Source organism: Frankia sp. KB5, from assembly GCF_002099325.1.
In the GTDB taxonomy this organism is placed as follows: Bacteria; Actinomycetota; Actinomycetes; order Frankiales; family Frankiaceae; genus Frankia; species Frankia casuarinae.
On sequence record NZ_MRUJ01000003.1, the window covers coordinates 25,663 to 48,427 of the forward strand.

The 22,765-nt window shown below is 72.7% G+C and carries 18 protein-coding genes; 14 read left to right on the forward strand and 4 right to left on the reverse strand.

Annotated features, from left to right (window positions below; translation table 11 throughout):
* Window positions 1-129 precede the first annotated feature (129 nt).
* Window positions 130-867 carry a hypothetical protein gene (locus KBI5_RS00705; RefSeq protein WP_085014031.1) on the reverse strand — a complete coding sequence of 246 codons (738 nt, stop codon included), beginning with the start codon at window positions 865-867 and terminating at the stop codon, window positions 130-132.
* Between the two features lie 336 nt (window positions 868-1,203).
* Between KBI5_RS00705 and KBI5_RS00710 the strand changes: the two genes are divergently transcribed.
* The 7 genes from KBI5_RS00710 (at window position 1,204) to crtI (KBI5_RS00740) (ending at window position 13,172) form a co-directional block, all read left to right on the forward strand.
* Window positions 1,204-5,163 carry a BTAD domain-containing putative transcriptional regulator gene (locus KBI5_RS00710; RefSeq protein ID WP_085014032.1) on the forward strand — a complete coding sequence of 1,320 codons (3,960 nt, stop codon included), beginning with the start codon at window positions 1,204-1,206 and terminating at the stop codon, window positions 5,161-5,163.
* The gene (locus tag KBI5_RS00715; protein ID WP_085014033.1) at window positions 5,160-5,903 is read left to right on the forward strand and encodes a spheroidene monooxygenase; all 744 of its coding nucleotides are present in this window, start codon (window positions 5,160-5,162) and stop codon (window positions 5,901-5,903) included. Before KBI5_RS00710 ends, KBI5_RS00715 begins: the two co-directional genes overlap by 4 nt.
* A 144-nt stretch (window positions 5,904-6,047) precedes the next feature.
* Window positions 6,048-8,729 carry an FAD-dependent oxidoreductase gene (locus KBI5_RS00720; protein ID WP_085014034.1) on the forward strand — a complete coding sequence of 894 codons (2,682 nt, stop codon included), beginning with the start codon at window positions 6,048-6,050 and terminating at the stop codon, window positions 8,727-8,729.
* Between the two features lie 220 nt (window positions 8,730-8,949).
* Window positions 8,950-9,528, forward strand: a complete 579-nt coding sequence (locus KBI5_RS00725) for a GNAT family N-acetyltransferase (protein ID WP_051623779.1) — start codon at window positions 8,950-8,952, stop codon at window positions 9,526-9,528.
* Window positions 9,525-10,352: a bisanhydrobacterioruberin hydratase CruF gene (cruF, locus tag KBI5_RS00730; protein ID WP_011435836.1), complete on the forward strand. Its 828-nt coding sequence runs from the start codon at window positions 9,525-9,527 to the stop codon at window positions 10,350-10,352. Before KBI5_RS00725 ends, cruF begins: the two co-directional genes overlap by 4 nt.
* Before the next feature lie 107 nt (window positions 10,353-10,459).
* Window positions 10,460-11,536: a glycosyltransferase family 2 protein gene (locus KBI5_RS00735; protein ID WP_035730603.1), complete on the forward strand. Its 1,077-nt coding sequence runs from the start codon at window positions 10,460-10,462 to the stop codon at window positions 11,534-11,536.
* 148 nt (window positions 11,537-11,684) lie between these two features.
* Window positions 11,685-13,172: a phytoene desaturase family protein gene (gene crtI, locus KBI5_RS00740; protein WP_011435834.1), complete on the forward strand. Its 1,488-nt coding sequence runs from the start codon at window positions 11,685-11,687 to the stop codon at window positions 13,170-13,172.
* On the opposite strand, the gene KBI5_RS00745 is transcribed toward crtI (KBI5_RS00740), so the two are convergent.
* On the reverse strand, window positions 13,095-13,853 hold the full coding sequence (locus KBI5_RS00745; protein WP_023840954.1) for a CDP-alcohol phosphatidyltransferase family protein: 759 nt from the start codon (window positions 13,851-13,853) through the stop codon (window positions 13,095-13,097). The two genes, crtI (KBI5_RS00740) and KBI5_RS00745, sit on opposite strands and share 78 nt — an antisense overlap.
* 289 nt (window positions 13,854-14,142) lie before the next feature.
* On the opposite strand from KBI5_RS00745, the gene KBI5_RS00750 reads away from it, so the two are divergent.
* Window positions 14,143-14,391, forward strand: coding sequence for a hypothetical protein (locus KBI5_RS00750; protein ID WP_085014035.1), 249 nt, complete (start codon window positions 14,143-14,145; stop codon window positions 14,389-14,391).
* A gap of 104 nt (window positions 14,392-14,495) precedes the next feature.
* Here KBI5_RS00750 and metF read toward each other — a convergent pair whose 3' ends face one another.
* Both metF and KBI5_RS00760 read right to left on the reverse strand, forming a co-directional pair.
* Window positions 14,496-15,392: a methylenetetrahydrofolate reductase [NAD(P)H] gene (metF, locus tag KBI5_RS00755; protein WP_085014036.1), complete on the reverse strand. Its 897-nt coding sequence runs from the start codon at window positions 15,390-15,392 to the stop codon at window positions 14,496-14,498.
* Between the two features lie 244 nt (window positions 15,393-15,636).
* Window positions 15,637-16,329: a hypothetical protein gene (locus tag KBI5_RS00760; protein WP_241882584.1), complete on the reverse strand. Its 693-nt coding sequence runs from the start codon at window positions 16,327-16,329 to the stop codon at window positions 15,637-15,639.
* A 153-nt stretch (window positions 16,330-16,482) separates the two neighbouring features.
* Between KBI5_RS00760 and KBI5_RS00765 the strand changes: the two genes are divergently transcribed.
* From KBI5_RS00765 to KBI5_RS00790, 6 genes are all read left to right on the forward strand, one after another.
* Window positions 16,483-17,571, forward strand: coding sequence for a polyprenyl synthetase family protein (locus KBI5_RS00765; protein WP_347272460.1), 1,089 nt, complete (start codon window positions 16,483-16,485; stop codon window positions 17,569-17,571).
* Window positions 17,572-17,638: 67 nt separating this feature from the next.
* Window positions 17,639-19,150: a phytoene desaturase family protein gene (gene crtI, locus KBI5_RS00770; RefSeq protein ID WP_011435829.1), complete on the forward strand. Its 1,512-nt coding sequence runs from the start codon at window positions 17,639-17,641 to the stop codon at window positions 19,148-19,150.
* Window positions 19,151-19,327: 177 nt separating this feature from the next.
* On the forward strand, window positions 19,328-20,437 hold the full coding sequence (locus KBI5_RS00775) for a MoxR family ATPase (RefSeq protein ID WP_011435828.1): 1,110 nt from the start codon (window positions 19,328-19,330) through the stop codon (window positions 20,435-20,437).
* Window positions 20,434-21,486 (forward strand): DUF58 domain-containing protein, encoded by a 1,053-nt coding sequence (locus KBI5_RS00780; protein ID WP_085014038.1) that lies wholly within the window; start codon window positions 20,434-20,436, stop codon window positions 21,484-21,486. Before KBI5_RS00775 ends, KBI5_RS00780 begins: the two co-directional genes overlap by 4 nt.
* On the forward strand, window positions 21,483-22,442 hold the full coding sequence (locus tag KBI5_RS00785) for a VWA domain-containing protein (RefSeq protein ID WP_085014039.1): 960 nt from the start codon (window positions 21,483-21,485) through the stop codon (window positions 22,440-22,442). Before KBI5_RS00780 ends, KBI5_RS00785 begins: the two co-directional genes overlap by 4 nt.
* 107 nt (window positions 22,443-22,549) lie before the next feature.
* Window positions 22,550-22,765: squalene/phytoene synthase family protein (locus tag KBI5_RS00790; RefSeq protein ID WP_347272459.1), on the forward strand; the 216-nt coding region annotated here is incomplete at its 3' end.

The window sequence follows — 22,765 nt, forward strand, 5'->3', positions numbered from 1 at the left end:
CTCCTCCCGCCGGGTCCGAGCCACTGTCCGAGCCACTGATCGGCCGACTGGTCACGGTGGTCACAACACCTCCCGAGTCTCGAACATAGGTTCGATCACGAAGTAGTGAACCCTCGCCAGCGCCGCCCGTCAAGCATCGAGGTATCGAACACGCGATCGAGSAGATCCGGCGACCTCGGACTCGACCACCCGAAGAAACCAGCCGAGGACGAGCAGGGCCACCACGTCGGGAACCCATCCCAGCCGCGGGTCCGCGACTTTCCCCCGACAGACATGTCCCGAATCCGCACCTGTCGTCCGGGCCACCCGGGTGACCCTCGGGTCGAGCGCATCCGGATCGGCCACGACAAGCGCCGTTCCGTCCAGCGCAAACCGGATGATGTTCACATCACGGTGACCCACGAGCCCGCTGGCGAACTCGCCGCGGGTCGGCCTGAGCCAACGCAGCGTGRCACCGTCCGACAGGCGCACCCAGCCCCCGTGGCGGCCTGGCTCGAAGGCGGCCAGGGGCACCCGTCCCATGGGTTCGACCAGACGGATCCCGAAACCGTCGAGGTCGGTCTCCAGCACGAACGGCCGGCCGGCCGCCATCAGCTCGACCCGGCCCCGCGACCACCAGTCGGCCAGCACCGCGCCCTCGTCGGTCTCGACGTGCACGTGCCGGACCGAGGCGTGCCGGGATACCGACTCGATCCGGAAGATCAGCTCGTGCGGCAGTCCGCCGGCCCGCCGCGGGAGAAGGTCCGCCCCGGCCGTCGTCCGCGGTGTCCGGGTCCGGGTCACCGCCGGGGTCACCGCCGGGGTCACCGCCGGGCCCGCCGCCGACGCGGGCCGCCTCGCCAGGCTCCTGGGCACCGTGATCGCCATGTTCCCAACCCCCTCCGCCTCGCCGGCCGTCTCCCGGCCGTCTGCCGCCTCGATTTCGTGGACTCAGTGCACCTCCAAGCGATCAACACCCACTGCACGCACAATCACCAGAACCATTGAGAATGTGTTGATCGGAACACCTGGATTCCGCGATCGRGTCACACGACACCCCACGGAGTCGGACCGCCACCCGCGTCGCACCGGACACCGGGCGCCGGAGCAGGCCTGACGCGGAAACGACAGGGGGCCGTTCCAGATCGGTAGTTGCCGCCATGTCCCCTCCCGGCGCACGCTGCGGTAATACAGACATCACCGGGGGTCGTACGAGAGGACCAGATGCCTGACCGCGACAGCCTGCAGTTCGCCATCCTCGGCCCGTTGGAGATCACTGCCGGGGGAGCACCCATCGTGCTCGGCGGCACCCAGCGCAAGGTGCTGATGGCCGCGTTGCTGCTGGAAGCCGGTCAGGTGGTGCCCGGTCACCGGCTGCTGGAGGTGATCTGGGGGGACCCACCGCCGGAGAAGGCGCTGGCCACATTGCGCACCCATGTCAGCGAGCTGCGGCGGCGGCTGGAGACCGGTTCCGAGGTGCTGTTGCGCAAGGGGACCGGGTACGTCCTTGACGTGCGCCCGGAGCAGATCGACTCCGAGCAGGCCCGTCGGCTGCTGGAACAGGGCCGGCGCGCGGTGGATGACGGTGACCCGGTGAGCGCGATCGCCCCGTTGCAGGAGGCCCAGGCCCTCTGGCGGGGACCGCCGCTGGTCGACCTGATCGACTACCCGTTCACCCGGGCCTACGTGGACGCCCTCGACGAACTCCAGCTCGACATCGCCAAGACCCGGATCGCCGCCGATCTCTCTCTGGGTCGTCATCGCGAGGTCATCGGGGATCTGCGCGTGCTGGTGACACGGCACCCCCACGACGACGGGCTGCGCCGAGAGCTGGTTCTCGCCTTCTACCGGGACGGTCGGATCGAGGACGCGGCCCGGGCCTGCCGGGAGGGCCTGGAGGCGCTGCACGACCTGGGGCTGGACTCCGCGATGTTGCAGCAGCTGCAGGAGGACGTGCTGCGCGGCGCGTCCAGCCTGGCCTGGACCCCGCCCCGCTCGCTCGACCGGCGGGTCTCCGTGGCGCCCACGAGCCAGGGGGGGTACCAGCTGCCCCCGGACATCCGCGAATACACCGGGCGCGACACGATCCAGGCCCAGGTGCACGCCATGCTGACCGATCCGGTCGGGCTGTCACGGGGAACCGTGGTGGCGGCGTTCGCGGGTAAGGCCGGCGCCGGCAAGACCGCCCTGGCCGTGCACATCGCGCATCGCGTCCGCACGGGGTTCACCGACACGCTGTACGTGGACCTGCGGGGCAACAGCACCCCGCTGGCCCCGGCCCGGGTGCTGTCCCGGTTCGTCCAGACGCTCGGGGTCAGCCGCTCCGCGGTACCGGCCGACCCCGACGATCTCGGYGAGATGTACCGGGAGCTRCTCGCGACCCGCAAGGTCCTGATCATCCTCGACAACGCGGGGGGCGAGGCACAGATCCGGCCGCTGCTGCCGACCAGCCCGGGCTGCGCGGTCATCATCACGAGTCGGTCGCGGCTGCACGGTCTGAGCGCCCCGTACTGGATGGTGGACGTCCTGCTGCCCAGTGACGCGGTGGAGCTGCTGGCCAAGATGGTCAGCACGCAGCGGGTCGACACCGAGCCCGAGGCCGCGCGTGACATCGTCGGCCTGTGCGGCTACCTACCGCTGGCGATCCAGATCGCCGGGCGCAAGCTGGCCGCCCATCCGCACTGGAAACTGGCCCGCCTGGCCGGGCGGCTCGCCAACGAACGCGACCGGCTGTCCTGGCTGGAGGCCGGCGACCTGGAGATCCGGGCCAGCTTCTCGCTGAGCTACGAGGGCCGGCCGCCGGACGAGCAGCGCGCCTTCCGGCTGCTGTCGCTGCCCGCGATGAGCGATTTCGCGCCATGGGCCGCGGCGGCGGTCCTCGACCTCGACCTCGACGAAGCCGAGGACGTCGTCGACCGGCTCGCCGACGCCCAGCTACTCGAACGACGTGGCGCCGACCGGACGGGAACCGAGCGCTACCGCTTTCACGACCTGCTCCGGGTGTTCGCCCGGGAGCGCGAGACCGGGGTCGGCACCCCGCTCGGCCACCCCGCGGCCCCGGGTCGGATCCCCGAGGCCGGCGGGGACAACCGTCACACCGGCAACGGGCACACCGGCAACGGGCACACCGGCAACGGGCACACCGGCAACGGGCACCACGACGCTGCCGGGGCCCCCTCCGCCGGGGCCCCCTCCACCGAGGCCCCCTCCACCGTGTCCGGAGAACACCGGGCGGCCTTGGGGCGGCTGCTGTACGCCTATCTGGCGATGCTGCGGGAGGCGGTCGACACCTTCAGCCCCGGCGGGGTGCGCACCCTCACCCCCGCCGCCGAGGACGCGGCGGCGCTCACGACGGGGGCCGTGTTTCGGTTTGAACAGGCAGGCGTCGCCGACCTGGTCGGTCGGCCGCTGGTCTGGTTCGGCGGGGAACGGGGAAACCTCCTGAGCCTGATCGACCAGGCCCACGCGGCCGGTCTCGACGAGCCGACCTGGCTGCTCGCCACCGAGGCCGCCGAGTTCTACGCCTTCGCGGCGCACTGGGGCGACTGGGAGCAGAGCCACGTCCTGGGGCTGGCCGCGGCCCGCCGGGGCGGGCACCGCCTCGCCGAGGCGACGCTGCTGACCAACCTCGCCGAGCGCGACATCACGCTGGCCTTCGAGGACGCCTTCTGGCGACTGGACGCGGACGGCACGGACCCCGACGGTCAACCGGCGGTCGAGGTCTACCGGGCTACGGTCGACCACCTGGCGCTGGCCACGGAACGCCTCACCCGCGCCCGGAAGATCTTCGTCGACTTCGGCGACGAGCTGGGTGAGGCCCGGACGCTGCGCGGGCTGGCCGACGCCTGCCGCGGTCGGGGGGAGTTCTCCGCGGCCCTGGTCCACTTCGAGGCCGGCCTGGAGATGATGCGCCGGGGCGGCGCCCGCAAGGCCGAGGCGGAGACCCTGGTGAACGTCGCCATGGTCCACGGCGACCGGGACGAGCTCACCGACGGCATCAACTGCCTGACGATGAGCCTGTCGATCGCCCGCGAACTCGGCAACCGCCCGCTGGAGGCGCTGGCCCTGCGCCGGTTGGGCGATCTCCACCGTTTCCAGTACCGGTTGGACCGGGCTCTGGCAAGCTACAACGAGAGCCTGCCGCTGCTCGCCGAGCTACCCGACACCCGCTGGGAGCCACGCGTGCTCATCCGCCGGGGTGACATCCTCGCCCAGATGGACGACCATCCGGCGGCGCGGCGATCCTGGCAGCAGGGCATCACGCTGCTACGTCAGCAGGGCTCCCCCGAGCTGCCGGCCGCCGAGGAACGGCTGAGCGCACCGGTCACGGCCGAGCCCACCCAGTTCACCAGCGGGCGGCTGCTCAGCACGTTCGACCCGGCGTACTTCATCGCCCGGATCGCATCGTCCCGGCGCAGCGTCCGGTTACTCAACACCTGGACGGATCTGGCGACCCCCGAGCACCGGACCGCCTTCGCCGACGCGGTGCTCGCGGCGGTCGACGCCGGAGCGATCATTCAGGTGCTCCTACTCGACCCGGACTCCCCGGCCGTGGCCGGACGAGCCGCCGACCTCCTGCACAGCGTCGACGTACCGGGCATGATCCGCTCGAACCTGCTGGTCCTCGAGGCACTGCGGGATCGGCTCGCTCCCGTCCTGCGCTCCCGGCTCGCGGTGCGTCTCTACACCGAACAGCCCCTGACGACGTATCACCGCTGGGACACCGGGGCGCTGGTCTCGACGTTCCCCGTCGGGTACTCCTCGGCCGCCGCGACCCAGCACGAGGCGGCCGTCTCCTCCACCCTGGTCCAGTTCGTCGAACAGCACTTCGAGCGGCTCTGGAGTCTGGAAGGGAGCACCGCCTTGGACGACTATCTGCGGGTGCCGCTGCGCGTCTCCCCGTCGGACGCGGGCCATCTCGAGGTACAGGCCGAGTTCGTGCGCCTCGACGGGGCGGTGTACGTCYCCTCCCCCGACCTCGTCGCGCTGCTGGGCCGCGGCGGTCCGGACGGCCTGCTCGCGGAGGTGGCGGGCGACGGTCGGCATGTACTGGCTGGAACCGGACGGTGYCGGATGGTACCCCTGCGCGACAACGACGGCGCCGGGGCCGTGGCCACGGCCTTCGCCGACAAGTACGGGGCCGCCCGGGACAGCTTGCTGCGCCTGTCATCGGTGCGGCGATGAGCACGCTTGTCACCGTCGACTTCTGGCGGGTGCCCCGGCGACGGATCGGTTACGCCCTGGCGCGGATGGCCGCCGACCGTACCGCCCTGCGGCACACACCGGGACTGACCTTCGCAAAACTGCTGGGCACCGGTTCGGCGAGCAGTTTCACCCTGCGCGACGCCGATCCGTGCCAGTGGGCGATGGTCGCCGTCTGGTCCTCCCCGTCGGCGGCCCGTTCCTTCGAACGATCCGCGCCGGTGCGGGCATGGTCGTCGCTGGCCGAAGAACGCTGGCGGATCGACCTTCACCCGCTGTCGTCACGTGGGCGGTGGTCACGGCAGGAGCCCTTCGGCGACCCGGCGGCGTCGAACGTTCCGCCTCCCGCGAGCGCCCCCGCGGCGGTCGCGGTGATCACCCGGGCCCGCATCGCCCTGCGGCACACCCTCGCCTTCCGCCAAGCGGTGCCGGCGGTGGCGGTCGACCTCGCCGAGGCCGAGGGTCTGATCTTCGCGRCTGGCATCGGGGAGGCGCCGATCGGCTTACAGGGAACGTTCAGCCTCTGGCAGGACGCGGCGTCGCTGCGCAGGTTCGCTTACGGCCGCCCCGCGCACAGCGAGGTCGTCCGGCGCACACCGATGGTCGGCTGGTACAGCGAGGAACTGTTCGCGCGGTTCGCGGTGCTCGGCTCGCGGGGGACGCTGGGCGGGCGGGATCCTCTCCTGCAGGTCAGCCCCGGGCCGACGTTGACGCCGCGTTGAAGATCCGGCCACGGCCCCCCGCCGTATCCGGGCGGGGACACGGCCTGCTTTGACACCCCGTTGAACGRCACCCGCCACCGTGGAGGGGCCGCCCGTACCTTCCCACGCCCCGCACCTTCCCACGAACCGGGTGAAGCAAGCCGCATGTCGATACCCCGCGAGCAGGCGCCCTGGACGCAGCCCCCCCGCCGTCGGGTTCTGATCGCGACACCGGTGAGCGAACGGGTCGCGCGGCTCGTCACTCGGCACGACGCCGCCCGGCTACGCCCGGAGCTGGCCACCCGGCCGACGGGCCTGGCCGACGCCCTGGTCGAACTGCGGCCGCACACCCTCGTCGTCGGGGTGAACGCGGTGGATGGACCGGCACTCGAACGGTGGGCCACCGCGGTCCGCACGGACCCGGCGGAGGCCGGCCGGGACCGACCCCTGCTGCTGGTCCGCCGGGGCACCTCCCTCGCTGCCGTCGACCTGGCCGCCGCGGCCCGCCACCGGATCGAGGTGCGCAACACCCCCGAGGTCAACGCCCGGCACGTCGCCCGGTTCATCGTCGACCGGCTGTTCGACCCGCTCGGCCACGCACCCGGCGCCGAGTCGGCCGGGGCCGCCACGCGCACCGATCGGCCGGGCGTGCTCGGCCTCGTCGGCGCCGGAAACATCAACAGCCGGGTCGCCCGGGAGGGCGTCGCACGCGGCTGGCACCTGGCCGTGCACGCTCCCTCACTCGCGGCGAGGCCGGCGACGGTCGCGCTCTGGGCGGCGAAGCACCGACTGCCGGTAGACCGGATCCACGTCGCCCGCACCGTCGAGGACGTCCTCGACGCCGCCGATCTGATCAGCATCGCCGCGCCCCTCGTGCACGACGGGCCCCGGATATCCGCGGGCATGATCGACATGCGGCACGTCAAGTCGTTCACCGGCCGCCGACTCGTGTCGGTCAGCGAACCGCACGTCTTCACCGACCGGGCGCTGGTCGACGCCTACGACCGCCGCGACCTGGAGGTCGTGATCGACAACGCCCCCCGGTTCCTCGGCCCGGTCCGCGAGCTGYTCGCGGGGCGGATCGCCGAGGACGGCGGGGAGCCGCGGCGCGGATTCACTCTCTGCTCCGTGGCGATGCACAGTCCCGCCTGCAGCAACGATCTCGATCAGGCGTTCCTCGCGGTGGTCGGACGGGCCGACCTGGACGACCTCACCGGGAACGACCTCACCGGGAACGACCTCACCGGGAACGGCCTCACCGGGAACGGCCCGAAGGACGATCGTCATGACCTGGCCGATCGCCGGGGCGATCGGCGGGGCGATCGGCGGGGCACCGGCCGCCGGGCCGTCGAGGACCCGGCCTCTGACGGTTCCGCCGTCGACAAGCACGACGTGGTGGTCGTCGGCGGCGGGATCGTCGGACTCACGATCGCGCTCGTGCTGCGGCTGCGGGGCCACCCCGTCCGGGTCCTCGACGCCGCGCCTGCCGACCGGGCAGACCCTGCCGCCCAGGGCACGACGTTCGCGGGGACGAACGGTCGGCACCTGTCGGCGACCGAGACCCTGCCGCAGGCGGACGCGAGCCGCGCGGGTGTCCTCGATCGCGATCCGACGCACGGCGGCTGGCGGCTACGGGACCCGGAGTCGCTGTCGGAGCCGGAGAGGGCCTGGGCCGGCGCCTTCGAGCAGTGCGCCGACCGTCCCGGGCTGCACGCGGTGGCCCGGGACCTGGTGATCGCCCTGAACCGGCTGGGGTTGCGCGGGTGGGAGCATCTTTTCGCGCTCGCCGACGGCGGGGACGGGCTCGCTGCCGGGTGCGGGTTGCGCTGGGACGCCCGCATCCCGCGGATCTATCTCGGTCCGGACGACCTCGCCGCGGGCGAGCGGCTGCAGCGGTCCGCGGGGGGGCGGGTCGTTCGGTTGTCCCGGGCGGACCTGGTTCGCGACTGGCCCGCGCTGGGCCGCTCGGTCCCGCTGCCCGACGGCGTCCGGGAGGTGACCGCAGCGGTCGAGGTGGACGGCTACGCGGTCAACATCCACGATCTGGCCACGGTACTCATCGACCGGCTGCGGGCCGCGGGCGTCGAGGTGCGCGCCGGCACCCGGGTGGAACGCATCGAGACCGACATCGAGACCGACATCGAGACCGACATCGACGGGAACCTCGACGGGAACCCCGACGGCAACGGGAACGAGGCCGGGCACGAAATCGGGAACGGAGCCGGCAGYGGGGTCCGGCTGCATCTCGCGGACGGCTCGACCCTGCGCACCGGCTGGGCCGTGGTGACCGTGGCCGGCCGCGACCTGCAGCGGCTGCTGGGCGCCGCCTGGCCCGGCGCCGGTGCCGTCGCGCATCTGCTCGGCCTCTCGCTGACCCTGCCGAACCCGGGTCTGCGACGGCCGGTGAAGGTCCACGCCGGAGATCCCCTAGGTGTGATCAATGTGACGCTGTCCGCCGATGGTGCCAGGATCCATGTCAGCGGCGGATTCGGGTATCTGGGCACCGCCGTGCGGGCGGCCGCGGACAGCGGCGTCGCCCGTCTGCGCGCGGTTTTCGAGCAGGCGGTCGCCGGCCTGTTCCCGACGCTGCGCCGGCCTGACGGCAGCGTGGAGATGCTCGACGTCCGCGTCTGCGAGCGCCCGGCGACCCCGGACGGCCTCCCCCTTGTCGAGGCCGTGGCAGACCACGGCGGCCGGGTGATCGTGGYGGCAGGGACGAACGCGGGTGGCACCGTGCAGGCCCCGGCGGTGGCCATGCTGGTGGCCGACCTCCTCGCCGGCACGCCGCGCTGCGCCACGCTCGCCATGGCCGGTGATCGGGCCGGTCTCCCACCCATCCGGAGTTAGCACCCTCCACATCAGTGGAATGACGTTACGTAGCAGTAATTCCCATCGCCGAGCGGTGCCGGCGGGCGGCGAGTTATCGTCGAGCGACGTGATGGTGCGCCCCAGCCTCCTGGCTCGCCGGACCCGACTCGTGGGGCCAGGTCGGCGATCCGGGCGCGGACAGGAGGCGACGCCGGTGACCGACGTGGACGTGAGGGTGGTCCGCTGGTCCCCGAGCCGGATGCGCACCCGGCTCGACGATGTCATCGCGGTCTACAAGGCCGCTTTCCTCGATCACCACGAGCCTGACCCGCAGCGGGCCGCCCGGGACCGGGCCGCCCATGCGCGCCGGCACTTCGAGCGGCGGGACCTTCGTGCCGTGGCGGCCGTCACACCCGACGACGAACTCATCGGGATCACCTACGCCCTGCCCGGCCGGGTCGGCCAGTGGTGGCACGACGTCGTCGCCGGCGCGCTCCCGCCGGACTCGGCCGCGTACTGGCTCGACGACTGTCTCGAGATCGTGGAGCTGCACGTCCTGCCCGCCTACCAGGGCCGGGCGATCGGGCGCACCATACTGCGGGAGCTGCTGCGCGGGGCCCCGCAACGCACGGCCGCGCTGTCCGCCCTCGAACCCCCGGGCAGTCCGGCGCGCCGGTTGTACGATCATGAGGGATTCGTTCCATTGTTGTCCGACTTCCAGTTCCCCGGGACCCTCACCCCCTACGCCGTGCTCGGCAAGGAGCTCCGCGGACGCTCCCCCGCCCGTCCCGACGGTGCCTCCGCCCAAGGAGCCGACCGGCACGCACCGGTACGATGACCGCCGACGCGCTCTTCACCGGATCGGCGCGGCCGGCGCGGCCCACCGCGGTGCCGTGGATCTTCGCGGCGGCCACCGTGGCGGTGCAGCTCCCCTGTCCGTTGGTCACCGGATCCGCCGGGGCGGCGCTCGCCATCGCCTCGATCGTGCTGTTCTTCGCCTCCTCGGTGAGCCACGCCCTGCTCACCCGTGGCCGAGCGTGGACCGCCGGGTTTCTCGCCGTGACCGTCGGCGGCGGGCTGCTCGTGGAGACCGTGGGCGTGCACACCGGCTGGCCCTTCGGCCGCTACGTCTACGGCTCCGCCCTGGGCACCCGCCTGTACGGCGTCCCGGTCGTGGTGCCGATGGCCTGGGCGATGGCGACCTACCCGGCGTATGTCCTGGCCCGTCGCCACCACCGCGGCCGGGCGCGCACCGTCGTGCTGGCCGCGCTCGTCCTCGCGGCCTGGGATCTTTTCATCGACCCGCAGATGGTCGCCGCGGGGTACTGGCGGTGGCTCGGCGGCGGCCCGACGCTCAACGGAATCCCACTCACCAACACCGCCGGCTGGGTGGCCGTCGCGATCGCCATGACCGCGGCGTTGACGGCGCTTCCGGACCAGGCCGGGAGCACGGCTCGCGACGAGCGCGCCCCGCTCGCCCTTCTCCTGTGGGCCTACGTCTCCTCGACGCTGGCGAACCTCACCTTCTTCGACCGTCCCGGTGTGGCCGCGGCCGGCGGGATCGCGATGGGGGCTGCGCTCGTCGCGGCGGCCCGGGCCGGACCCCGGGACCGTGCCCGGGCCGGGGACCGCCCGGTCCCGGCGGGCTCCCCACCACGATGACGGCGCCGTGGCGGACAGGGCACGGGACGAGGCACCGGACGGTACCGAGATCCCCGGCCCGGTGGCTTGCCGGGCGATGCTGGTCGGGTGCGGTACGGTCCGCCGCGGTGGCGTCCACCGCCATCGCCGTGCACACGGCGGTGAACGCGCGGCTGCTACGCGTCCCACCGCCGGCCCGGCCGGTACGCGAACGGGTGACGGTCGTGCTACCCGTCCGCGACGAGGCCAGGAGCCTGCCGCGGTGCCTGTCGGCCCTGCTCGGCTCACGGTGGGTGCCCGACCTCGAGATCCTCGTCTACGACGACGGTTCCACCGACGGCACCGGGGAGATCCTCGCGCGGTGGGCGGCGAGGGACAACCGGATCGTCGCGCTGCGCGGTGCGGAGCCGCCCGCCGGCTGGCTCGGCAAACCGCACGCCTGCGCCCGGGCCGCGGCGGCGGCCACGGGCACGGTCCTCGTCTTCGTCGACGCCGACGTCACRGTGGCCCCCGACGGCGTCGCGCGGACCGTTCTCCTCCTGCGGGACGCCGGCCTCGACCTCGTCTCGCCCTACCCGCGTCAGGAGGCGGCCGGTGTCGCCGAAAGGCTGATCCAACCCCTGCTCCAGTGGTCGTGGCTGGCGCTGCTGCCGCTGCGGCTGGCCGAACGCTCCGCCCGGCCGTCGCTTTCGGCGGCGGGCGGACAGCTGCTGGCCGTGGACGTGGCGGCCTACCGCCGGGCCGGCGGCCACGAGGGTGTCCGGGACCAGGTCATCGAGGATGTCGCCCTGCTGCGCAGGCTCAAGCGTGCCGGCGGGCGGGGAGTGGTCGTGGACGGCACCGATCTCGCGGTCAACCGGATGTACTCCGGATGGTCACAGCTGCGGGACGGCTACGCGAAGTCGCTGGCCGTCGCCGGTGGAAGCACGCTCGGCAGCGTCGGGCAGATCGGCATGCTGGCCTGGCTGTTCGTCGTGCCGGCGGTGGCGGCACTGGGTGGCTCGGGCCCGGGCGCGGTCGGGTACCTCGCCGGGGTCGCCGGCCGGGTGCTCGCCGCCCGCCGCACGGGCGGCCGGAGCTGGCCCGACGCCGCCGCTCATCCGGCTTCCGTGAGCCTGTTGGGCTACCTGACTGCGGTGTCGTGGTGGCGTCGTCGGCGGGGTACCGCCCGATGGAAGGGACGACCGGTTACCCGCTGCCCCTGACCACTGGTCCGCACCCCGCACCCCGCACCCCGCACCCCGCCAGGAGCTTCCCTTGCCCCTCCGGCGGCTTCCTTCTTCTTCCCGAGGCTTCGATGCCCGTTTCCTTCCTCGTGGATAACCGGGAAGGAGCAGCTCGTACAGTCGTCGCATGGCCCGTGTTGTGGTGATCGGCGCCGGTGTGGGCGGGCTGGCGGCCGCGGCCCGGCTCGCCGCCACCGGGCATGACGTGACGGTCTGCGAGCAGTCGTCGCGGACCGGAGGCAAGCTCGGCTGGTACGAGCGCGATGGGTTCGGCTTCGACACCGGTCCGTCCCTGCTGACCATGCCCGGCGTGTTCGAGGACCTGTTCACCGCGACCGGCGGGCCGTTGCGCGGCGAGGTGGAGCTGCGTCGGCTGGACCCGATCGCGTCCTACCGGTTCGCCGACGGCACGACGCTCGCCGCACATGCCGACGACGACGCGTTCGTGGCCGAACTGGACGATCGGATCGCCCCCGGGTCGGGCGAGGACTGGCGGCGGCTCGCCGACCGGGCCTGCCGGGTCTTCGACGCCGCCGAAGGACCGTTCCTGTCCAGTCCCGTGTCGGCGACCGGGCTGGTTCGGCTCGCCTGGTCCGCACCCGGTGACATCGCCGCGATCGCGCCCGGCCGGAGCCTGCGCCGGCTGGGCCTGCGCTACCTGCGTGATCCCCGGCTGCGGATGATCCTGGACCGCTATGCCACCTACTCCGGGTCCGATCCCCGGCACGCCCCCGCCGCTCTGGTGTCGGTGGTCCACGCGGAACGGCGCTTCGGGGGCTGGTACGTCGCGGGCGGCCTGCGCCGCCTCGGGGATGCGCTCACCCGCCGCGCCGAGGAACGCGGCGTCCGGATCCTGCTCGACGCGCCGGTGCTGGCGGTGACCCGGACCCCCGGCGGCCGGGTCGACGGGGTCCGTCTCGCCGACGGTATCCGGCTGCCCGCGGACGTCGTCGTCGCGAACGCCGACGCGGCGGCGCTCTACGGCCGGCTGGTGAACGATCGGGTCGGCCGCCGGCGGCTGCGGCGGACTGTACCGTCGATGTCCGGCTTCGTGCTGCTGCTGGCCCTGACGGGTCGCACGCCCGGGCTGGGGCATCACACGGTCACCTTCCCCGCCGACTACGATGCCGAGTTCGATGCCGTCTTCGCGGGCCGGCTGGCGGCCGATCCCACTATCTATCTTGCCGCGCCCGCCGACCCGGCCTGCGCGCCGCCGGGCTGCGAGGCGTGGTTCATCCTGGTGAACGCGCCCCCGCATCGCGGCGCGGGCGGCCACAACGGCGCAGGCACCCTGGACTGGGACCGTCCCGGGCTCACCGACGGCTACGCCCGGCGCATCCTCGACGTGCTCGCCGCCCGCGGGTTCGACGTCCGCTCCCGGTTGCGCTGGTACGAGACCATCACCCCGGCGGATCTGGAACGGCGCACCGGGACGGTGGGCGGATCCATCTACGGTGGATCCTCGAACGGCGTGCGGGCGGCCTTCCTGCGGCCTCCGAACGCATCCCGGGTACCCGGCCTGTTCCTCGTCGGTGGGTCAACCCATCCCGGCGGCGGGCTGCCGCTCGTCGTGCTCTCCGCCGGCATCGTCGCCGGTCTCATCGGCCCGGCCTGACCCGGCGGTCAGGGCCGCGTGGACCGTGGCCGTGAGCTGAAGGAGGCCGATGGCGCAGACCGCCAGCGTCGCGGTCGTCGCGATACTCGCGGCGAGGTTCGCGAGGCCGGGCACCAGACCCGCTCCGAACGAGCCAACCGCGGCGATGATGATCCGGGTCGGCCGCTCCCCGACGGTCACCACACCGATCTCGTCGAAGCCGGCGTTGCCGGCCCGGGCCCGGGTGTACTCCAGCAGTCCCAGCATGCTGCCTGCCGCGATCACGAGGCCGCCGGGTGCGCCGAGACACCACAGGGCCAGCAGGTAGGCCAGGTCACCGCAGCGGTCCACGACGGAGTCCAGGACATATCCCCAGGCGCTCGCGCGTCGGGTGAGAATCGCCACCGCTCCGTCGAGGTTGTCGGCCAGGCCACTGAGCACGATCACCAGAGCCCCCAGCAGTGGCCACCGGCCACCGGCCACGGCCGGGGGAATCGCGAGGGCGGTGAGCACGGCCCCCCCGGCGGTCACCGCCGACGGGCGCACCCGGCGGGCGGCGAGCGGCCTGGCCAGCCAGTAGACCACCGTCAACCAGGCACGAACGAGCCATAGCCCGCGCGCCAGGTCGTAGCCGCCGTGCAGGGCCGACCATTGGGCAAGGTAGGTGTCCCGACCGGGTAGCGGGGTGCTCACGTCGTCCATCGTGCCCGTCGTCCATCCCGTTCCGCCATCCCGTTCCGCCCGGTACGGCCAGCGCCCCGCCCGGTACGCCGCCATCCGTCCGGTACGCCGTCTCGCGCTGGGACATGCTGGGACATAGAGTCTCGTCGTCCCCTACCGCGAGCCGTAGCGGCACCCTGCGTCCGGCCGGCGACCAAAACCGAAGGCGTCGATCGGTCACCGGACCGGCCCGAGGTGGGGAGACGCGGTGTCGGAGGAACAGCGGTGTCACGAGAGAACAGCGGTGCCACCCAGACGTGGCGGGAGTGACGTGTCCGAACAGGTAGGCGGCGTAGTGGAGACCCTTGAGGACCTCGACCCGCGGGCGGTCTTCTCCGCCCATCGCGACCAGGTGATCCTTGCGGTACGGATCACCCCGATCTTCAACACCCTTGATCTCAGCCTGGTGACGGCGGTGGTGGACGCCRCCAACCAGGCCGGGTTCGCGCTGGTCCGGGAGCATTCGCTCCGCGACGAATGGCTGCTGTGCGTCTTCGATGCCTACGACGAGCACGACTGAGTGCCGGCCCGGCGGCATGAGCGCGGACGGGTCAGGCGAGCGGCCCACCCGTCATGCGCCACCGGGACACCCCGCGGATCGGCCACCCCGCGGACCGCGGCCGGCTATCGGACCGCCTGGTAGATCTCTCGGGTGGCGCTGGAGCGGTTGAGGGTGATGAAGTGCAGGCCCGGTGCACCGCCGTCCAGCAGGCGACGGGACAACTCGGTCGCCACCTCGACCCCGATCGCCCGCACGGCCRCCGGGTCGTCGGCGACGGCCTGCAACCGGGAGGCCAGCGCCGGCGGGAAGGCCGCGCCGGACAGCTGCGCCATCCGGACGATCTGCGCGACGTTCGTCACCGGCATGATCCCAGGAATGATCGGCTTGTCGCAGCCCAGCCGGCGGACCCGGTCGACGAGACGGAAATAGTCGTCAGCGCCGAAGAAGAACTGGGTGATGGCGTAGTCCGCGCCGGCGTCGAACTTGCCCACCAGGTAGCGCGCGTCGCTGTCGAAGTCGACCGATCGTGGGTGCTTGTCGGGGAAGGCTGCCACGCCGACGCAGAAGCCGCCGACCGACCTCACCAGGCGCACGAGTTCGTCCGCGTGCCGCAGGCCCGCGGGATGGGCGGTCCAGGTGCCCTGCGGATCCCCTGGCGGGTCGCCGCGCAGGGCCAGGACGTTGCGCACCCCGACGCCGGCGTAGTTGCCGATGACCCGGCGCAGCTCGGCGACGGAGTGGTTGACCGCGGTGAGATGGGCGATCGGCGTGAGGGTGGTGTCGGTGGCGATCCGCTCGGTCACCCGGATCGTGCCCTCGCGCGTCGACCCGCCCGCCCCGTACGTCACCGAGACGAACGAGGGATGCAGCGCCTCGATCTGGCGCAGGGCCGTCCACAACTGCCGCTCGCCGTCCGGCGTCTTCGGCGGAAAGAACTCGAAGGAAAAGGACGCACGACCGGTGGCGAGGTACTCGCCCATCGTCGTGGGTTGCGTGCTCAGACTCCGGACCGCCGCCATGGCACGAGGGTAGACCGAGCGTGGCCACGATCGAAGACGGACCCCCGATCGGAAACACGACCGATCAGGCCCCGACAGCGGGCAGCAACATTTCCCCGGCGTGATCCCATGAATCCCCAGCGTGATCACGCGAGAGTCATGATCCGTCGATTCCACCAACGTGGGTGAGCAACCCGGCTGAAACGGGCTCGTTGGGCGGGACCAGCTGGGACAACCCAGATGGACGGTAGATGGACAAGAGACGTCAGATAGACAAGGGTCCCAGCGGCGCGGCGAGACCGACCCGTACCCGCCCGGACACGCTGCGCGCCACCACCTGGCACGCCGCGTGCGCCGACGGGGTCAGCTCCACGTCGGCCGCCCCGGGATCGGCGGTCTCCACCTCCACCCCGTACTCGCCGTCGGGCAGCATGACGGTGACCATGCCTGTCTCGCTCTGCGCCCGCACGCCGTCCGGCGGTTCGCTGAAGTGCAGGTTGACGTCGCCGTCCCGGCTGCGCGCGGCGACCGGACCGCGCGTGAGCTCCCGCCCGGCGATGGTGCCATCGCGGGTGACCAGGGACAGTTCACCGCCTACCCCCCACAGCGTGATTTCGCCGGCGAGCACCTCGGCCCGCACCCGGACCCGTGGCGGCACGGTCAGCCTGACCCGCACGTCGCTGGCCCGGCCGTCGATCCGCAGCGTGCTCCCGGCCCTCGTGAGCACGGGTACGGACCGACCGGGACGACGCCGCACGGTCAGCGCGACGTGCACGTCCTCGCGGTCCCGCCCGGAGATCTCGACGCGGCCGGCGGCCACCAGAACCTCCACGGCGTCGATACCGTCGACAGTGTGAGTCAGCTCCGCGGGTGGCAGCCGCAACAGGGTCAATCCGCCCAGTGCGGYGGCGACCAGCAGAACGGCGACCACGACGACGGCGGTGTCGAACACGGGCACACCGCACGGTACCCCGGGCGCCGGCCAATCCCCGGCCACACCACGGTGCCGGACCACACCACGGTGCCGGACCACACCACGGTGGATGTGCGCCGGCGGGTCTCCGCCGTGTTGCGGCGCTTCGCCGGTTCGCGCGGAGCGCTCCTGCGCGGAATCGACGACGATCTGATCCCGTTCGTCCGTATCGCCACCGAATTTCTGCTGGCGGAGGGCAAGCGGTTGCGTCCCGCCTTCTGCTACTGGGGGTGGCGGGGCGCGGGCGGCCCGGACTGCGACGAGATTGTGACCGCCGCCGCCGCCATCGAGCTGCTGCACGCCTGCGCGCTGATCCACGACGACGTCATGGACGCCTCCGACACACGGCGCGGCAGGYCGGCCGCGCACCGGCGCTTCTCCCGGGTCCACCGGACCGCCGGCTGGCGGGGTGATCCCGCCGACTTCGGCCGCTCGGCCGCGATCCTGCTCGGCGATCTGTTCCTGGCCTGGGCCGACGAACTGCTCGCGGCCAGCAGGATGCCACCCGAGGCGTTGGTCCGGGCCTGGCCCACCTACGGGCGGATGCGCAGCGAGCTGATGGCGGGGCAGTACCTCGACCTCGTCGGCCAGGCCGAGGCCGGTCCGCACGGCGGCCTCGATCCCGGGCGGGCGGTCCGCATCGCCCGGTACAAGACCGCCGGTTACACGGTGGTCCGTCCCCTGCAGCTCGGCGGTCTGCTCGCGGGCGCGCCGCCGGACCTGTTGGCGGCCTATGCGGCGTTCGGCCTGCCGCTCGGCGAGGCGTTCCAACTCCGCGATGACCTCCTGGGCGTGTTCGGCGATCCGGCGGTGACGGGAAAACCCACCGGGGAGGATCTGCGTGACGGGCGGCCCACTGGCCTGCTGGCGCTCGCGCTGACCCGTGCGCAGCCGGCCGCGGCGGCCCGGCTGCGCACGCTGATCTCCCCGCCGGTCCGGCGCGCCGGGCACCCTGAGGATGCGGGACAGCCCGAGAATCCCGGGTATTCCGGGGGACCCGGATGTTCCCCGGGATTCGGGCCCACCGAGAACCCCGCGGCCCGCGCCGCCCGGGTCGCCGAGGCCCGCGACATCATCGCCGCAAGCGGAGCGGTGGCCGCCGCCGAGGAACGGATCGCCGCCCGGACCGCCACGGCGGTCGAGGCGGCCCGACGGGCGGATCTGGACGTCACAACCCTCGCCGCCCTGACGGAACTCGCCATGGCAGCGACTTCGCGATCACATTGAGCAACCGACCACATCGGGTAACCGCACCATCGACAGGGAAGTCCATCGACCAGGAAGCAGGTGGCAGGTGCGCACGGTGACCGGAGCGACGGATCACGTCGTCATCGTCGGGGCCGGTCTCGCCGGTCTGTCGGTCGCGCTGCGCCTGGTCGGAGCCGGCCGGCGGGTGACGGTGCTCGAGCGGGATGCGACCCCCGGCGGTCGGGCCGGCCTGCTCGCACTGGGCGACTATCGTTTCGACACCGGACCGACCGTCCTGACCATGCCCGAGCTGATTGCCGACGCCCTGGACTGTGTCGGGGAGGATCTCGACCGCTGGCTGTCACTGACCCGGCTCGACCCGATGTACCGGGGGTTCTTCGCCGACGGTTCGTCGCTGGACATCCGCGCCGACCCCGCCGACACCGCACAGGAGATCCGGGCGCTGTGCGGCCCGGCGGAGGCGGCCGGCTTCGAGCGGTTCGTCGGAATCGTCACTGCAATGTTCCGCACCCAGCTGCGCCACTTCATCGACGCGCAGGTCGACTCCCCGCTGTCGTTGCTGCGCCCGCAGCTCGCCCGGCTGGCCGCCCTCGGCGGCTTCCGCCGGCTCGACACCGTCGTCGGCCGCCATCTACGGGACCCGCGGACCCGGCGGATGTTCTCCTTCCAGGCGATGTACGCCGGGCTCGCCCCGCACGACGCACTGGCCCTCTATGCCGTCATCTCCTACATGGACTGCGTCGCCGGGGTCTACCACCCGGCCGGCGGCATGCACGCCGTCGCCGAGGCGCTGGCCGGCGCCGCGGCCAAACACGGTGCCACCCTGCGCTACGAGACCACGGTGACGCGGGTGGAGGTGCGGGGCGGCCGGGCGGTCGCGGTRCACACCGCGGCGGGGGAGCGCATCGGCGCCGACGTGGTGGTRCTCAACCCCGACCTGCCGATCGCCTACACCGAACTGCTGCCTCCCTCGACGGCGCCGGCCCGCCTGCGCCGCCTGCGGTACTCGCCCTCGTGCTTCCTCCTGCTGGCTGGGGCGCGCGTGGAGTACCCGCACACCGCGCATCACACCATCCACTTCGGCCGGGCCTGGCGGTCGACCTTCCGCGAGATCATCGATCGCGGCGAGCTGATGAGCGACCCGTCCTTCCTCGTCACCACCCCCTCACGCACCGAACCCGCGATGGCCTCGGCCGGCGGCCACACGTACTACGTGCTCTTCCCCACACCCAACCTCACCGCCCCGCTCGACTGGTCGGTGCTGCGCTCGCGCTACCGCGACGAGGTGGTCGCCACCTGCGAACGCCACGGCTACCGAGGCTTCGGCGACGCCATCGAGGTGGAGCAGGTCACCACGCCCGCCGACTGGCGGGCCCGCGGGATGGCGGCGGGCGCCCCGTTCGCGGCGGCCCACACCTTTCGCCAGACCGGTCCGTTCCGCCCCTCGAACCTGGCCCCGGGCCTCGCGAACGTCGTGTTCGCCGGCAGCGGCACCCGGCCCGGCGTCGGGGTCCCGATGGTCCTCATTTCCGGCCGGCTGGCCGCGGAGCGGATCCTCGGCGCTGACCGGGGTTACCGTTCCCGCGCCCTGTGCTGACCCGTGACGCACCCCGGCAGCCCGACAGCCCGACAGCCCGGTGCCCCGGTGCCCCGGTGCCCCGAACATTTCCCACCGCCGAGAAGTTGCTGAAGAGCGGCTTAGAAGAGGCTTCCGGCCAGGCCGTGCCGAGTCCTTTGGCACCCTGTTCCACGATGCGGCTGGGACAATGCTGCCATGGACGAAGGGCACAGCCCGGCCGGCCTCGCCGTACCGGACACCACGTCGGACGCGGCGCTGCTCGAACGCGCCCTGTTCGAGATCAAAAAAGTGATCGTCGGACAGGACCGGATGGTCGAACGTATGCTCGTCGCCCTGCTCGCCCGGGGCCACTGCCTGCTGGAGGGCGTGCCCGGGGTCGCGAAGACGCTGGCCGTGCAGACCCTCGCAACCGTCGTCGGCGGTTCGTTTGTCCGCATCCAGTTCACCAACGACCTCGTGCCCTCCGACATCGTCGGTGCCCGCATCTACCGGGCGAGTCAGGAGGCGTTCGACGTCGAGCTCGGCCCGGTCTTCGCGAACTTCGTGCTCGCCGACGAGATCAACCGGGCACCCGCGAAGGTGCAGTCGGCGCTGCTGGAGGTGATGTCGGAGAAGCAGGTCTCGCTCGGCGGGGTCACCCACCGGCTTCCCGAGCCGTTCCTGGTACTGGCCACCCAGAACCCGATCGAATCCGAGGGTGTCTACCCGCTACCGGAGGCGCAGCGGGACCGGTTCCTGATGAAGGTCAACGTCCCCTACCCGAACCCGGCGGAGGAGCTCGAGATCGTCCGGCGGATGGGCACCTCGCCACCGCTCCCCGAGCGGGTCCTGACCCCGCAGGCGCTGACCCGGCTGCAGACCCGAGCCGACGAGGTGTTCGTCCATCACGCCATCATCGAGTTCGCCGTCCGGCTGGTGCTCGCCACCCGGTCCCCCGGCGAGGCGGGTCTACCCGAACTCGAGGGCCACCTGGCCTACGGAGCCTCGCCGCGCGCCTCGCTCGGACTGGTCGCGGCGGCCCGCGCGCTCGGCCTGCTGCGCGGGCGCGACTACGTCGTACCCGACGACGTCGCCGCGGTCGCCCTGGACGTCCTGCCCCACCGCCTGGTGCTCTCGTACGAGGCGCTGGCCGAGGGGCTGACCGCGGACGCGATCGCCGCCCGGATCCTGGGCGTGGTCCCGCAGCCTCAGGTGGCGCCCCGCCAGCAGGGCCCCCACTACCCCACCGGTCCGCATGCCGGCGGGTGGGGGACGAACCCGCGTTCGGGCTTCCCGGAATACCTCGACCAGGGTGCGTCCGGATGACGGACCCCGCGGACCGGCTCCGGGCCGGCTCCGTGTCGGCGACCGATCCGGCGGTGGAGCGGACCCTGCGCCGGCTCGAACTGACCGTGCTCCGCCGTCTCGACGGCATGCTCCTCGGCGATCATCTCGGGCTGCTGCCCGGTCAGGGCAGCGAGAAGGYCGAGAGCCGCGAGTAYGCCGTCGGTGACGACGTGCGCCGGATAGACTGGGCCGTCACGGCCCGGACCACCGTCCCCCACGTCCACGATCTCATCGCCGACCGGGAGCTCGAGACCTGGGCGCTGGTGGACCTCACCGCCAGCACCGAGTTCGGCACCGGTACCTGGCAGAAGCGTGATCTGGCGATTGCCGCCACGGCCGCGGTCGGCTTCCTGACCGCCCGCACCGGCAACCGGATGGGCGCGATCGCGCTGACCCAGGCCGGTCCACGGGCGATCCCGGCCCGGCCCGGCCGGGACGGGCTGCGGGCGCTGCTGCACACGCTCATCACCGCGCCTCGCGGCGCGCACGACCGGCCCCGCCGCCGGCCCGATCCGGCGGCGGCCACCGACCTCGCCGCGGCGGTGGAGGGCCTGCTGCGCCCGCCGCGCCGCCGGGGGCTCGCGGTCGTCGTCTCCGACTTCCTGTCCACCGACCTGCGCTGGGAACGGCCGCTGCGGGTGCTCGCGGCGCGGCATCAGGTGCTCGCCATCGAGATCGTTGACCCGCTCGAGCTGACCCTGCCACCGGTCGGGCCGCTGCCCGTCGTCGACGCCGAGACGGGGGCGTTCGTCGAGGTCCCGACGTCGTCGCGGCGGTTGCGGGAACGTTACGCCGCGGCCGCCGTCGCCCACCGCAGCGCGGTCTCGCTGGCGTTGCGCCGGGTCGGCGCCGACCATCTGGTCCTGCGCACCGACTCGGACTGGCTGGTCGACATCGTCCGGTTCGCCTCGGCGAACCGGCGCGGCCGGGGAGCCGGCCGCCGCCCGCCCGTGGGTCGGACCGACCAGGGTGGCACGGCGGCGCCCGCCACCAGTCGGGCAGGCACCAGTCGGGCAGGCAGCCGGTGAGCTTCCTGGCCGGGCACTGGCTGTGGCTGTACCTGGGGGTCGGCGCGTTGCTGATCTCCTATGTCGTGGTCTCGGCGCGGCGGCGGGTGTATGCCGCCCGGCTGTCGTCGACGTCGCTGCTGTCCTCGGTGCTTCCCCGCCGACCGCAGTGGTGGCGCCGTCACGTCCCGGCGGCGCTGCTGCTGCTCGCCCTCGCCGGGTTGGTGTTCTCCCTGGCGCGACCGGCGCGGGCCGAGCGGGTTCCCCGGGAACGCGCGACGATCATCCTGGCGATCGACGTCTCCAACTCGATGGCGGCCACGGACATCGCCCCGACCCGGCTGGCGGCCGCCAAGCAGGGCGCCTCGGCATTCGTCGACCAGCTCCCTCCCCGTATCAACCTCGGGCTGGTCTCGTTCGCCGGCAGCGCGACGGTCCTGGTGCCCGCGTCCGCCGACCGCGAGTCGGTCCGCGCCGGCATCCGCGGCCTGCAGCTCGGTCCCGCGACCGCCGTCGGCGAAGGAATCTTCGCCTCGCTCCAGGCGATCACCACCGCCGGCAAACGGTTCTCCGACACGGGGCAGAGCGCGCCTCCGGCCRCCATCGTGCTGCTCTCCGACGGGGAGACCACCCGTGGGCGGCCGAACAACCAGGCGATCGAGGCGGCGCGGCAAGCCCGTATCCCGGTGGACACCATCGCCTACGGCACCGCCGACGGAACGCTCGACGTCGGCGGCCAGGAGGTGCCGGTGCCGGTCAACGAACAGGCGCTCCGTGACATCGCGGAGCAGACCGGCGGCTCGTACCATCGTGCCACCTCCGGCGACGAACTGCGTTCGGTCTACCGGGGGCTCGGTAGCTCGATCGGCTACCGGACCGAATACCGGGAGGTCACCACCTGGTTCCTCGGGCTGTCCCTGGGGCTGGGATTCGCCGCGGCGGCGACGTCCCTGGCGTTCACGTCCCGGCTTCCCTGAGGGGATCGACGCCGACGAGGGGGTCAACCGGACGCCCCGGGGCAGGTCGACCCCGATCGGGCGGGAGCCGTCGCTATCCGCCTCGCTGGGTGGCTACGCTGACTAACGTGGGGCAGCTCGACGCGGCCGGAATCATCGATCCTCGACTACGTTCCTCCTATGCGCGGGCCCGGGCGCTCAATGCCGCCCACGGCCGCACGTACTACCTGGCCACCCTGCTGCTGCCAGGGTGGAAGCGGCCCCACGTCCACGCGCTGTACGGCTTCGCCCGCTACGCGGACGAGATCGTCGACGATCTCGACTCCACGCTGACCGAGGCCGAG